14 protein-coding genes are annotated in these 11,653 nt (G+C 64.0%); 2 read left to right on the plus strand and 12 right to left on the minus strand.

Annotation, left to right across the window (positions count from 1 at the left end):
- Window positions 1-3: 3 nt before the first annotated feature.
- The 5 genes from BMG03_RS14830 to BMG03_RS14850 form a co-directional block, all read right to left on the minus strand.
- Window positions 4-393, minus strand: a complete 390-nt coding sequence (locus BMG03_RS14830) for a DUF2237 family protein (RefSeq protein ID WP_075776924.1) — start codon at window positions 391-393, stop codon at window positions 4-6.
- Between the two features lie 17 nt (window positions 394-410).
- Window positions 411-1,583, minus strand: a complete 1,173-nt coding sequence (locus BMG03_RS14835) for a serine hydrolase domain-containing protein (protein WP_075776925.1) — start codon at window positions 1,581-1,583, stop codon at window positions 411-413.
- A gap of 103 nt (window positions 1,584-1,686) precedes the next feature.
- A complete protein-coding gene (locus tag BMG03_RS14840; RefSeq protein WP_075776926.1) occupies window positions 1,687-2,196 on the minus strand; it encodes a MarR family winged helix-turn-helix transcriptional regulator in 510 nt (169 codons plus the stop codon).
- 131 nt (window positions 2,197-2,327) lie between these two features.
- Window positions 2,328-2,603 carry an FAD assembly factor SdhE gene (locus BMG03_RS14845; RefSeq protein ID WP_075776927.1) on the minus strand — a complete coding sequence of 92 codons (276 nt, stop codon included), beginning with the start codon at window positions 2,601-2,603 and terminating at the stop codon, window positions 2,328-2,330.
- On the minus strand, window positions 2,603-2,980 hold the full coding sequence (locus BMG03_RS14850) for a helix-turn-helix domain-containing protein (protein ID WP_088720111.1): 378 nt from the start codon (window positions 2,978-2,980) through the stop codon (window positions 2,603-2,605). The genes BMG03_RS14845 and BMG03_RS14850 overlap by 1 nt, the downstream gene beginning before the upstream one ends.
- An 83-nt stretch (window positions 2,981-3,063) precedes the next feature.
- Here BMG03_RS14850 and BMG03_RS14855 point away from each other — a divergent pair, with 83 nt between their 5' ends.
- Both BMG03_RS14855 and BMG03_RS14860 read left to right on the plus strand, forming a co-directional pair.
- Window positions 3,064-4,266, plus strand: coding sequence for a pyridoxal phosphate-dependent aminotransferase (locus BMG03_RS14855; RefSeq protein ID WP_075776929.1), 1,203 nt, complete (start codon window positions 3,064-3,066; stop codon window positions 4,264-4,266).
- 27 nt (window positions 4,267-4,293) lie between these two features.
- Complete coding sequence (locus BMG03_RS14860) at window positions 4,294-4,695, plus strand: hypothetical protein (RefSeq protein WP_075776930.1); 402 nt, start codon at window positions 4,294-4,296, stop codon at window positions 4,693-4,695.
- A gap of 25 nt (window positions 4,696-4,720) precedes the next feature.
- Here BMG03_RS14860 and BMG03_RS14865 read toward each other — a convergent pair whose 3' ends face one another.
- The 7 genes from BMG03_RS14865 to urtB all read right to left on the minus strand — a co-directional run bounded on the left by BMG03_RS14865 (window position 4,721) and on the right by urtB (window position 11,608).
- Window positions 4,721-5,284 carry a CHAP domain-containing protein gene (locus BMG03_RS14865; RefSeq protein ID WP_075776931.1) on the minus strand — a complete coding sequence of 188 codons (564 nt, stop codon included), beginning with the start codon at window positions 5,282-5,284 and terminating at the stop codon, window positions 4,721-4,723.
- 167 nt (window positions 5,285-5,451) lie between these two features.
- On the minus strand, window positions 5,452-5,946 hold the full coding sequence (locus tag BMG03_RS14870) for a DUF6647 family protein (RefSeq protein WP_075776932.1): 495 nt from the start codon (window positions 5,944-5,946) through the stop codon (window positions 5,452-5,454).
- Between the two features lie 86 nt (window positions 5,947-6,032).
- Window positions 6,033-6,506 (minus strand): c-type cytochrome, encoded by a 474-nt coding sequence (locus BMG03_RS14875; protein WP_075776933.1) that lies wholly within the window; start codon window positions 6,504-6,506, stop codon window positions 6,033-6,035.
- 322 nt (window positions 6,507-6,828) lie between these two features.
- Entirely contained in the window at window positions 6,829-7,524 is a 696-nt protein-coding gene (gene urtE, locus BMG03_RS14880) for an urea ABC transporter ATP-binding subunit UrtE (RefSeq protein ID WP_075776995.1), read from the minus strand.
- A gap of 16 nt (window positions 7,525-7,540) precedes the next feature.
- Complete coding sequence (gene urtD / locus BMG03_RS14885; RefSeq protein ID WP_075776934.1) at window positions 7,541-8,311, minus strand: urea ABC transporter ATP-binding protein UrtD; 771 nt, start codon at window positions 8,309-8,311, stop codon at window positions 7,541-7,543.
- Window positions 8,308-9,531 carry an urea ABC transporter permease subunit UrtC gene (urtC, locus tag BMG03_RS14890; protein ID WP_075776935.1) on the minus strand — a complete coding sequence of 408 codons (1,224 nt, stop codon included), beginning with the start codon at window positions 9,529-9,531 and terminating at the stop codon, window positions 8,308-8,310. The genes urtD and urtC overlap by 4 nt, the downstream gene beginning before the upstream one ends.
- 94 nt (window positions 9,532-9,625) lie before the next feature.
- The gene (gene urtB / locus BMG03_RS14895; RefSeq protein ID WP_075776936.1) at window positions 9,626-11,608 is read right to left on the minus strand and encodes an urea ABC transporter permease subunit UrtB; all 1,983 of its coding nucleotides are present in this window, start codon (window positions 11,606-11,608) and stop codon (window positions 9,626-9,628) included.
- Window positions 11,609-11,653 lie beyond the last annotated feature (45 nt).

An 11,653-nucleotide genomic window follows, 5' to 3' on the forward strand; every position in this document is an offset into this window, starting at 1 on the left:
GGCTCAGCCCTTCCCGCCCTTCTTCTCGGCCGCATGATCGGCCAGCACCTTGAACGGCACCACCCGCAGCGCATCGCGATGGGTCGAGGCCAGCATCACCTCGGGCGCGCAGCCCTCCTGCACCGCCTGCAAAAAGCGCGACGCGCACAGGCACCAGCGGTCGCCCGGCTTGAGCCCCGGAAAGTCGTATTCGGGGCGCGGCGTGCTCAGGTCGTTGCCGAGATATTTCGAGAAGGCGAGGAACTCCGACGTCATCACCGCGCAGACCGTATGCGAGCCGCTATCCTCCCAGCAGGTGTTGCAGCTGCCATCACGGAAAAACCCGGTCCGGGGCTCGAGCGAACAGGGTTGCAAGGGGCCGCCCAGAACGTTGATCGCCTCATACATCTGCATCGCGCGGCCCTCCCCTTTCAGGAAACCTCGGCGATGCGGCGCAACATGGCAAGGTTTTCCTCTTCGACGCCCTCCTCCTTGAAACGCCAGTCGGCGGCGTTAATCGCGATCACCGCGTCGGTCGCGGGGCTGACATAGATATGCTGGCCATAGATGCCGCGCGCGAAATAGTCGCCGCCGTGATCCGCCGTGTCGACGGGCACCCACCATTGATAGCCGTAGCCCTCGCCCTTCGGCGCCTGCAGCGCGGTCGATTTCGTAACCCAGTCCTCGGGCACGATCTGGCGGCCGTTCCAGAAGCCCTTTTGCAGGAACATCTGGCCGAAGCGCGCATAGTCGCGCGTCCGCAGGTTCAGCCCGCCAAGGACGAAGCTGACGCCCAGCCCGTCGGTCAGCATCACGGGCGCGGCCTCCAGCCCCATCGGCACGATCAGCAATTCGCCCATCACCTGCGCCGGGTCGGCCCCGGTCGCGCCCGCAATGACCATGCCCAGAACATGCGTGTCGATCGAGACATAGAGCATCCGCGCCCCCGGCTCCGCCTCGCGGATCTTGAGCGAGGCTGCGAAGGCGTCCATCGATCGCCCCATCGCCAGCACACGACCCATCTTGTTGATATCCGAATGGAAATCTAGATAGTCCTCGTTGAACGCCACGCCCGAGGACATCACCAGCGCATCTCGAATCGTGACGCCGTCATAGCCCGACCCCTTCAGCTGCGGCGCAAAGCGGGTGAGCGGCGCGTCGAGATCGGGGATGACACCCTGATGGTGCAGGATCCCCAGCGTGGCCGAGAGGAAGCTTTTCGCCATCGACCATGAGATCCGCAGATCCTCTGGCGCAGTGCCGCGGAAATAGCGCTCATGCGTGATCTGCCCATGGCGCAGCTTCACCAGCGCGGTGATCCAGCGCCGCTCGATCCAGTCGTCGACACCATCGGGCAGCGCATCCTCCGCCCCGCGGGGCAGGTCCGACACCGGCCCGTCGCCACGCGCAATCTCGCGCGAATGAAACAGCGCGGGCATGTTGGAGAAATTGCCGACAATCCGGTCGGGCTCGAACAGCCGGTTCACCGCGCGCAGCCGCGCGATCTCGTCGCGCTTCCACCAAGCGAGCCCCGCAATCGGCAGCGCCGCCGCCATGCCGACACGGATCGCTCCGCGCATCGCCTTTTGTCCAAGCTGTTTCATCGCACGTCCCCTCACCGCATGTCGTCACGGCAAGCAAGCACGCAGCACGCCGCCGCGGCAAGGAGAACCGGGCGTCATCGCGCAAACGCGACCTGCCCAAGGGTCAGTAGATATAGCGGATCTGGTCGGTCCAGTAGCGCTCCATCCGGCGCAGCGTGTGGTTCATTTCTTCCATCGCTTCGAAGGTGATGACGCCGCGCGTCTCCATCCCGCAGGCATGCCGCTCGAACAGGTCCGCGACATTGTCGCGCAAGCCCCGTCCTTTCGGCGTCAGGCGCACCCGGACCGAGCGGCGATCGATCTCGCTGCGCTGATGGTGCATATAGCCCGCCTCCACCAGTTTCTTGAGATTGTAGGAGACGTTCGAGCCCTGGTAATAGCCTCGGGTCTTCAACTCCCCCGCGGTCACCTCGTTTTCGCCCACGTTGAACAGCAACAGCGCCTGCACCGGGTTGATCTCGAGGATGCCCAGCCGCTCGAACTCGTCCTTGATCACATCGAGCAGCAAGCGGTGCAGCCGCTCCAGCAGCGATAGGCTGTCCAGATATCCCGCCATCAGCCCCGGGCTCGCCGGGACGGACGTCATGTCGCTTGCAGATTTCTGCACGGTCATAGCACTCTCCGCCAGTTGCGCTGCCCCTCAGGCAGGACAGTGGCGGGAAATGGAAAAGATACCGTTAATCGGGCCGAAATCTCTGAAAATTCGCGGAAAACCCGATGAAATCCGGGGTTTCCGCGCGGTTTTCAGCTTTTGGTAATGTGGCGCTCGCGCGCGAATTGGCCGATTTCGGAGAGCAGATCGAGATATTGCGGCGGGCAAGGCTGCGCGCCGGACACCCATGGGTAGAGGTCCTGATCGTTCTCTTCGAGCAGCTGATCGTAGAGTTCGAGAGTGTCGGCATCCAGCTCGGGCAGCCGCGCATCCGCATAAGGCCCGAGGATCAGGTCCATTTCCTTGATCCCGCGCCGCCAGCTGCGCATCTTCATCCGTTTCAGCCGCGCCTCTCGCGTCTCTGCCATCAACTCTCTCCTGCCACCAAACGCTTCTCCAGCCGCGCCAGCCGAACGTCGAGTTCCTCGAGACCGGACCGCACTTCCCGGATCTCGCGCACAAGGGCGCGTTCCGCCTTTGCGTCTTCTCCCTGTTCGGGCGGGCCGTCAAGCCCTTCGCCCGACCCGGTGAGCAGCCACATCAGCGTGACGTTGAGCATGCCCGACAGCATCTGCAGCCGGTTCGCGCGCGGCTCGAGCACATCCTCTTCCCAAGCCTGCAACGTCTCGAGCCGGACGCCGAGCTGCGTCGCCAGGTCCTCCTGGCTCAACCCGGCCGCTTCGCGCGCCCCCGCGAGCCGGTCGCCGAATGTTGCGCTCGCCTCGCCATACCAATCGTCGACCATGATCTCTCTCCCGCTTTCACTTGAACGCTCTTGGCCCCAAGCCTAGAAGTTTGCCGAACGAGTTACAAATCAAGGGCGACCCGATGGCATTCCTTTCCGACACGCTTGCGCGGGTGAAACCCTCTCCGACAGTCGCGATGACCGGGAAGGTGGCTGAACTGCGCGCTGCGGGCCGCGACGTGATCGGTTTGTCCGCCGGCGAACCCGACTTCGACACGCCCGAGTCGATCAAGGGTGCCGCGAAAGCCGCGATCGCGGCGGGCAAGACGAAATACACGGCAGTGGATGGCATCGCCGAGCTGAAACAGGCGATCTGCGCCAAGTTCGCCCGCGAGAACGGGCTTCGCTACACGCCCGAGCAGGTCTCGGTCTCCTCGGGCGGCAAACAGGTGCTGTTCAACGCGCTGATGGCGACGCTCAACCCCGGCGACGAGGTGGTGATCCCGACGCCCTACTGGGTCAGCTACCCGGATATGGTGCTGATCGGCGGCGGCACCCCCGTCTTCGTGCAAGGTGATCCCGCGATGGGCTACAAGATCAGCCCCGAGGCGCTGGACGCCGCGATCACGCCGAACACCAAGTGGTTCCTGTTCAACTCGCCGTCGAACCCCTCGGGAGCTGCTTATTCGCGCGACGAGCTGAAGGCGCTGACCGACGTGCTGCTGCGCCACCCCCATGTCTGGGTGATGACCGACGACATGTATGAGCATCTCACCTTCGACGGGTTCGAGTTCACCACGCCCGCGCAGGTCGAACCCGCGCTCTATGACCGTACTCTGACGGTCAACGGCGTCTCGAAAGCTTATGCGATGACCGGCTGGCGGATCGGCTATGCGGCCGGCCCGAAAGAGCTGATCGCGGCGATGCGCAAGGTGCAGAGCCAATCGACCTCGAACCCCTGCACGATCTCGCAATGGGCGGCAGTCGAGGCGCTCAACGGACCACAGGATTTCATCGACACGTTCCGCGCGGCCTTCAAGCGGCGTCGCGATCTGGTGGTGGCCGGGCTCAACGCCTGCCCCGGCATCTCCTGCGCGACGCCCGAGGGCGCGTTCTACGTCTACCCCTCGATCAAGGATTGCATCGGCAAGACCTCCGCAGGCGGGTGCAAGATCGAGAGCGACGAGGATTTCGCCAACGCGCTGCTGGAGGAAAACGACGTCGCCGTGGTATTCGGCGCGGCCTTCGGGCTTTCACCGAATTTCCGCATCAGCTACGCTACATCGGACGCGGCCCTGACCGAGGCCTGCGCCCGCATCAAGGCCTTCTGCGAAGGGCTGACATAAGGCGGACTATCCAAGGGAGATTGGCGAATGACTGACTTGCCCGAGTATTTTTTCCGGGTGAAGGAGAATGGCGCGACGGTGTTTCGCGTCGATACCGAGAACCGTCAGCGCCGGATCGAGATGGACCCGATCGCCAATATCAATATCCGCAACGGCGAGATCAAACCGCAGGGCGACCGGGTTCTGACCGAGCAAGACCGCGCCGAGATCGAAGCATGGATGGCGCATCGCCGCGAGGTGCTCGCCCAGCGCGATGTCGACGATATTCTGCGCGCGGTCGATCACCTCAATCTCGTAGCGCAATGGGCGCAGTCGAAGGCGACCGACGCGCAACTCGAAGAGATCACGGATACGCTGTTGCTGACGATGCACGACCTGCGCAGTGTTCTCGTGCGCAAGAAGGCCGAGCGGCTGACGAGCGAGGGCTGAGCCCTGCGGCTCGGGCCCATCGACCTCAGCCTTTCGAGATGAACCCGGTGATCGGATAGACGCGGCCCAGCGCGCCGGGGTTGCTCATGACGCGCACGGCGCTCCAGTCATTCTTCTCGGAGACATCCACCACGACCATGTCGAGCGACACTTTGTTACGCTCCCAGTTCGCGTGATCGACCCGGATCTGACGCGGCGAGTCGACGCCCGAGACGACCGCGATATGGCCCAGCGGATTGCGACGGGTCGCCGAGAAGGCCATCACCGCGCCGACCTTCGGCTGGTGACCGCGCGCATAGAGCCCCTTCGCCTGCGACCACCACGTCTTGGCATTGCCGCGAATGTCGATACCGGAGGCATTGCGCGCGAACGGCACGCACCAGACCCGCTGGCGCTTGGCGCGCATCTGCTTGGCCACCTCGACCGCGTATGCACGGCGTTCGAGATTGACGGCGCCCACCTCATCCCGTGCGCTTGCGAAGCCCATCCTGTCGCCGGTGGTCGGGGTACAGGCCGAGACGGTCAGCGCCGCGATCAGAACAAGCGAGAGAGGGGCTGCACGGCCCGCAAGGTCAGAGATGGAGAGCATGGGCGATCACTGTCGATGTCGAATTGTTGCGTCTTCGTTACCTCGTTGCATAGCCCTGAATCAGGCTTTGACCGAAGAAGAAATTCGGCGCAGATCAGCGGGTTGGCGAATATCCGCTTACAGAAATGTAATGTAGGGAACTTTTTCGAGCCTCGCGCGGCGCGACTTCAGCGCCGATGGTCCGAGGAACAACGCGCCCGCAGGTAAATCTCGGCCCACGCGAAGCCCGGATCGATCCCCCGTTCGGCGAGCCATGCCTCCTGCAGGCGATAGGCTTCCGGCTCGGCCGCCGCAGGACAGGGCCAGTCCTTGGCTCGAAACTGAGCGCGATGAATGAGCTCATGCAAAAGCGAGGAAAGCAGCATCGGATCGTCCTCCGACCAAGGCGCGACAAGGAAGATCCGGTCCTCGACAAAATCGTAGGCCGCGCGCAGATCGGCATCGACGAGGAGATCTCGCCCTTCATAGGTGATGACCTCTCCGCTCTGGCAAAGGAAAATCGCAGGCGCGCCCTCCGGCGCGGCGTAGTCGCTATGCTCTGCGATCCACGCGGTGAGCGGCGCCATCACCGCCTTTGGCACAGCGATCGGCAGCGGCGCGGGACAGGCCCCGACCGCTGCCGGACATACCAGAGCAAGCCCTATGACGATGGCTCGGATCATCCCGCCTCCTCTGAGCACAGGATAGCAGGTACCGGATGCCCTCGGAAATGACGCCGGTCATTGGGCCGGATCGTTCGAGCCGGCCCCTAGTTTGGCATCATCGGCGGTGCCATCACGATATAGGGTGTCTTGGGCGCCTCCCCCGGCGGCAAGGCCTCTGGCATCGGATCCCCCGGCTCGCCGAGCGACTTGATATACTGGTAGAGCGAGCGCAGATCGCTCTCGGGCATGGCATGCACGTTGTAGAACGGCATCGGCGGCTTCGCGTCGAAGGTCTTCGCGAATTCCACGAAACCGTCCTCATCCATATCCTTGATCTCGTCGCGCAAATTGACCGCATAGGTCGTGCCCCACGGACCCTGCCAGCCGAGCGGTACGCCCTTGAGCGCCGCCTCCGGATCGATCTTGCCGCCGGATTCGTTGTAACCGGCCGTGTGGCAGTCGTGACATCCCGAGGTGATCGAGACCAGTCTGCCTCGTTCGACCGAGACCTCCTGCGCGAGCCCTGCCGAAGACCCGGCCAGCGCGGCGAGCGCGGCCAGAATGATGACGCGTTTCATGGGTATTCCCCCTCTCCCTTTTGACAGACGACCCTCTCCCGGGTCGTTTCTCCCTGTGGTCGGGGCTTTTGCGAAAGTCACCTGACCTAAGGGAAAGGATGCGCCCGGAGGGGCGAGTCGGGCAAGCGATGAAATGACACCCCCCTTCAGCGCCGCCATGGTGACCTGGCATCGACTGCCCCGGGGTCGCGCCCATCCTCCCCACGGGAGCGCGCGATTTAGATACCGCGCGAGCATGACCAAAATGCAGGCATCAAAGCGAAAGCAGGAAGCGGCGAAGCTGTCAAAACGCCTATCCGACGCTCGGACGCCGCCCGCCGCCTCAGACGCTCACTACCTCGCGCAGCGCCTCGCGGGTGAGCGTCTCCTTCGTGCCCTCCATTGCGACCGCGCCGCGTTTGAGCACGTAGAAACTATCGCCCAGATCATGCGCGAAGTCGAAATACTGCTCGACCAGCACGATCGCCATATCCCCCTTTTCGCGCAGGTAGGAAATCACCCTCCCGATCTGCTGGATGATGTTGGGCTGGATGCCCTCGGTCGGCTCGTCCAGCAGCAGTAGCTTCGGCTTCATCAGCATCGCGCGGGCAATGGCGAGCTGCTGTTGCTGTCCGCCCGAGAGATCCCCGCCCCGGCGATTGAGGAAGTCCTTCAGGATCGGGAACAGCTCGTAAATCTCATCCGGGATGACATGCTCGGATTTCGGCAGACAGGCGAAAGCCGTCTCCATATTCTCGCGCACCGTCAACAGCGGGAAGATCATCCGGCCCTGCGGCACGTAACCCAGACCCGCCTTCGCCATCGCCTGTGGCGGCACGCGCCCCATCTCCGCGCCATCCAGCGTAACAGACCCGCCCGAGCGCAGATGCGTCCCGGAGATCGCCTTCAGCAGCGAGGTCTTCCCAACCCCGTTGGTGCCCATGATGCAGGTCACCTCACCCGCACGCGCCACCATGTCGATCCCGTGCAGGATCTGGCTGCCGCCGTAGTGAAGCGTCAGCCCCTCGGTCTTCAGCATCGCGGGTTTTGTCAGATCAGCGGCCAAGATACACCTCGATCACGCGTTTGTCGGCGGTCACATGGTCGAGCGAGCCTTCCGCCAGAACCGACCCCTCATGCAGCACCGTCACCTTGCAGTTCAGACGGCGCACGAATTCCATGTCATGCTCGACCACGACCACGGCATGATCGCGCGCCAGATCGACCAGAAGCGCGGTCGTCTGCTCGCGCTCGGCCAAGGTCATCCCGGCGGCGGGCTCGTCGACCAGCAACAGCTTCGGCTCCTGCGCCAAGAGCATCCCGATCTCCAACCATTGCTTCTGCCCGTGGCTCAGCTCGCCCGATTTGCGCGGCAGCTGATCGGCAAGGCCCACCTGCGCCGCGATCTCTTCGACGCGTGCACGATCGGCAGCCCCCGCCTTCCAACCCAGCACCGCGAAAGGGCTGCGATTGGCTTTCAGCGCCATCATCAGGTTCTCGGTGACGGTCTGATCCTCGAAGACGGTGGGCTTCTGAAACTTCCGCCCGATCCCGATCCGCGCGATCTTCGCCTCATTGAGCCGCAGCAGGTTGGTCGAACTTTCGCCCCACAGCACCGAGCCCTCGTCGGGCCGCGTCTTGCCGGTCACGATATCCATGAATGTCGTCTTGCCTGCCCCGTTCGGCCCGATCACTGCGCGCAGCTCAGTCGGGCCGATATTGAAGCTCAGGTTGTTGATCGCCTTGAACCCGTCGAAGCTAACGGAGATGCCCGAGACCTCCAGCAGGGTCTGCGCTCCCGCCCCCGGTTTGACCGCGACATTCATTCCTGCGCCTCCTCTTCCCGGAACGAGCCCTTGTCGGGGCCAAGCGGCGCGCCATGGCGGTTCGGGCGGCGGATGCCTTCGAAGAGATCGATCAGCCCCGACAGCCCTTTCGGTGCGAACAAGGTCACCAGCACGAAGGCGAGCCCCAACAGCACCTGCCACCAATCGACCCAGTCGATCGTGTAGAAGCCCAGCGGCAGATCAGGGACGCGGCCGCCAGTGAACCAGCTCGAGACGATGGAGACGAAGGCCGCCCCCATTACCGCACCATAAAGCCGCCCGCGCCCGCCGATAGCGACCCAGACCGCGAGGTAGATCGAGGCGATGGGCGCCATCTCGCCCGGATTGATGATCCCCGCCTGCGGGTAATAGAGCGCGCCCGCGACGGCCGCGATCACCGCCGTCAGGGTGAAGACGAACAGCTTGTAGCCTTCGACCGAATAACCAAGAAAGCGCACCCGCGCCTCGTCGTCGCGAATGCCGCGAATGACCGAGCCGAACTTGCCCGAGACGATCAGCGACGCCGCGATATAGCCAAGCGCGAGCGCAATCGCCGACGCCCAGAGGAACCAGATCGACAGATGATCCTGCCCCACGCTCACGCCGGGAATGTTCTGCAACCCCGAAAGCCCGTTATTGCCGCGCAGCCCGCTCTCGTTCTGGAAGAGGTAAAGCGACAGCGCAAGCGTCATCGCCTGCGTCAGGATCGACAGATACACGCCCGTCACACGTGAGCGAAACGCGAGCCAGCCGAAGATCAGCGCCAAGAGCCCCGGCACCAGCACCACGAACAAAAGCTGCATCGGCAGGTTGCCCGCGAAGGTCCAGATCGCGGGTAGATCGGACCCGCCCACCACGCCGAAGATCTGCGTGCCGATTGCGTCATTCACCTCCTGCGGTGTCATCGGGAACTCGCCCGCCGATTTCAGGACGATGTCGCGGGTGCGCTCATACATGAGCCACATGCCGATCATGTAGCCGCCCAGCCCGAAGAAGGCGAAATGGCCGAGCGACAGAATGCCCGTATAACCCCAGACCAGATCCATCGCGATGGCGATCAGGCACAGGCAGAGCGTCTTGCCCAGCGTCTTGACCATCGAGGTCGAGATCGCGCCCGGCCCGTAGGCATGGGAGAGCAAAGTGACCCCCAGCGTGAAGACCGCAAGGATCAGCAGGAACCACAATACGGACGGGTTCTTGGCGAGAAATCCGGATTTCATGCGCGAACCTCCGATGTTGCGGCGGGGGGTTCGCACCCCCGCGCCCCCGCGGGATATTTGGACCAAGAGGAAGGGAAAGCGGTCTGTCTCATGCTCAATCCCCCGCGGCCCGGCCCTTGAGCGCGATGATGCCGCGCGGGCGGAACTGGATGAAGATGATGATGAAGAGGATCATGTAGGTCTGGGCCGCGAGCGTATTCGACGGGTTCAGCCATTCGATGCCCTTCTGCAGCACGCCTATCAGGGTCGCGCCCGCGAGCGTGCCGAAGATCGAGCCGACGCCGCCGACCACGACCGTCATGAAGCTCTGAACGATATAGTCCTGCCCCATCTCGGAGGTGACTTTCGCGAAAAGCCCGATGGCCACGCCCGCGATCCCGGCAATACCTGACCCAAACCCGAAAGCCAGCATGTTGATCCGGTCCGGGTTTATCCCCATCGAAGCCGCCATCGAGGGGTTCTGCGTGACCGCGCGAACCTCCAGCCCGAGGCGCGTCTTGCGCATCACCCAGAGATAGAGGGCGAGGAACACCAGCGCGAGCACGAAGATCGCGATCCGGATATAGCTGATCGAGACGACATCGTTGAGTGTCCACGCCCCCTCCAGCCACGGCGGCGAAGTCAGAGGACGGGCCTGCGTCCCGAAGATATTCTTGAACAGCTGCTGCAGCGCGATGGAGATGCCGAAGGTGGCCAGCAGCGTCTCCAGCGGGCGTTTGTAAAGATAACGGATCACCAGCCGCTCCATCGCGACGCCCGCGCCGAAGGTGATGGCGAAGGCCAGCGGCAGCGCGATCAGGATCGATAGCGTATAGTCGGGCACGAAGAGCTGCACGACATAGCCGGTATAGGCCCCCATCGTGATGAACTCGCCATGCGCCATGTTGATCACGCCCATCACCCCGAAGGTGATCGCAAGCCCGATGGCGGCGAGGAAATAGATCGAGGCGAGCGATAGCGCATCGAGACCGAGATCGACCGTCTGCATCCCAGCCACCGTGCGGCTCACGCGGGTCAGCGCGGCCTCGGCGGCGGCGGTCACTTCCGGGTCAGGCTCGGCATAGATATCGGCGAATTGGTGATCGGCGACCAGTGCCTCGGCCTCGGCATCGGTCAGGCGCTGCGGCACCTCTCCGGCGGCGGCCAGCGTCGCATAGGCTTCTTCACGCTTGGCCGGATCGGCCATCGCGGCAAGCGGCAGTCCGCCCACCTGACCATCCTTCACATGCGCGGCCAGAGCCTGCTGCATCTCGGAGGCCGAAATCCGCGCCGGCGCCATGTCGGCCGAGACCAGCATCGCATAGGCTTGGTCTTCGGAAATATCGCGGCCTGGCTTGAGCGTCTTGGCGACATTGCCCTCGGGCGCGCCTTCAAAGACCTTGCGGGTCGTCGCCACCAGAGGGTTCAGCGTGGCACGGAAATCCAGCCCCAGATCGGCCCCGAAACTGTCGATCGCGGCGACGCGCTCCCCGGCATCCTTGCCGAAGCGGATCGTCAGCAAACGCTCCAGACGCTGCTTCTCCGCCTTGATCGCGGGATCGGGCTCGTCGGGGATCGAGGCGCGCAGGGGCTCCAGATGCGACGCCTCGCCGTTACGGTCGATCGCGGTCAGCGCCTCGCGGCGTTTCTTCGGATCGGGATCGCTGAGCAGGAACCGCACCAGCGCCACGCCGATCTCGGCGCGCACGCCGGAATTGGGCTTCACCTCGTCGATATCGGATTTCGGCGCGGTGCCCGCAGGCTCTCCGGTGACCGGATCGCTCAGTTGGTATTCGCTGCCGGTTTTCTTCACGATGAAGAAGGCGCCGTCGCTTTCGCGCAGCCCGACGCGCTTGTCGGCCCAGGCCTGCAGGAAGCGCGAGGCCCCCTCGCCCGAAGCCGCGATTGCCTCGATCACCGGGCCGATGGTGCGGCGCGACGGCTTGGCGACCTGCTTGGCATAGTCCTGAAGAACGGCGCGCAGCCCGAACGTCTCGCTTTGCGTGGCCTCCGCCTGCGGCGCGCTGCCCGCGTCCTGCGCCAGCCCGGGCACGGCCAGTGCCAGAACAATCCCGAGCGCGATCAAAAACTTGCGCATCCCGTCCCCTTAGGATGAAACGGCCGGAAGAGGCGCAGCCCTCCC

The sequence above is a fragment of the Thioclava nitratireducens genome (genome assembly GCF_001940525.2).
Taxonomy (GTDB): Bacteria; Pseudomonadota; Alphaproteobacteria; order Rhodobacterales; family Rhodobacteraceae; genus Thioclava; species Thioclava nitratireducens.

Bases quoted from the DNA above. Each gene is read 5' to 3' on its own strand.
- BMG03_RS14830 (WP_075776924.1), bottom strand. From the start codon at position 393: ATGCAGATGTATGAGGCGATCAACGTTCTGGGCGGCCCCTTGCAACCC.
- BMG03_RS14835 (WP_075776925.1), bottom strand. From the start codon at position 1,583: ATGAAACAGCTTGGACAAAAGGCGATGCGCGGAGCGATCCGTGTCGGC.
- BMG03_RS14840 (WP_075776926.1), bottom strand. From the start codon at position 2,196: ATGACCGTGCAGAAATCTGCAAGCGACATGACGTCCGTCCCGGCGAGC.
- BMG03_RS14845 (WP_075776927.1), bottom strand. From the start codon at position 2,603: ATGGCAGAGACGCGAGAGGCGCGGCTGAAACGGATGAAGATGCGCAGC.
- BMG03_RS14850 (WP_088720111.1), bottom strand. From the start codon at position 2,980: ATGGTCGACGATTGGTATGGCGAGGCGAGCGCAACATTCGGCGACCGG.
- BMG03_RS14855 (WP_075776929.1), top strand. From the start codon at position 3,064: ATGGCATTCCTTTCCGACACGCTTGCGCGGGTGAAACCCTCTCCGACA.
- BMG03_RS14860 (WP_075776930.1), top strand. From the start codon at position 4,294: ATGACTGACTTGCCCGAGTATTTTTTCCGGGTGAAGGAGAATGGCGCG.
- BMG03_RS14865 (WP_075776931.1), bottom strand. From the start codon at position 5,284: ATGCTCTCCATCTCTGACCTTGCGGGCCGTGCAGCCCCTCTCTCGCTT.
- BMG03_RS14870 (WP_075776932.1), bottom strand. From the start codon at position 5,946: ATGATCCGAGCCATCGTCATAGGGCTTGCTCTGGTATGTCCGGCAGCG.
- BMG03_RS14875 (WP_075776933.1), bottom strand. From the start codon at position 6,506: ATGAAACGCGTCATCATTCTGGCCGCGCTCGCCGCGCTGGCCGGGTCT.
- urtE (WP_075776995.1), bottom strand. From the start codon at position 7,524: ATGCTGAAGACCGAGGGGCTGACGCTTCACTACGGCGGCAGCCAGATC.
- urtD (WP_075776934.1), bottom strand. From the start codon at position 8,311: ATGAATGTCGCGGTCAAACCGGGGGCGGGAGCGCAGACCCTGCTGGAG.
- urtC (WP_075776935.1), bottom strand. From the start codon at position 9,531: ATGAAATCCGGATTTCTCGCCAAGAACCCGTCCGTATTGTGGTTCCTG.
- urtB (WP_075776936.1), bottom strand. From the start codon at position 11,608: ATGCGCAAGTTTTTGATCGCGCTCGGGATTGTTCTGGCACTGGCCGTG.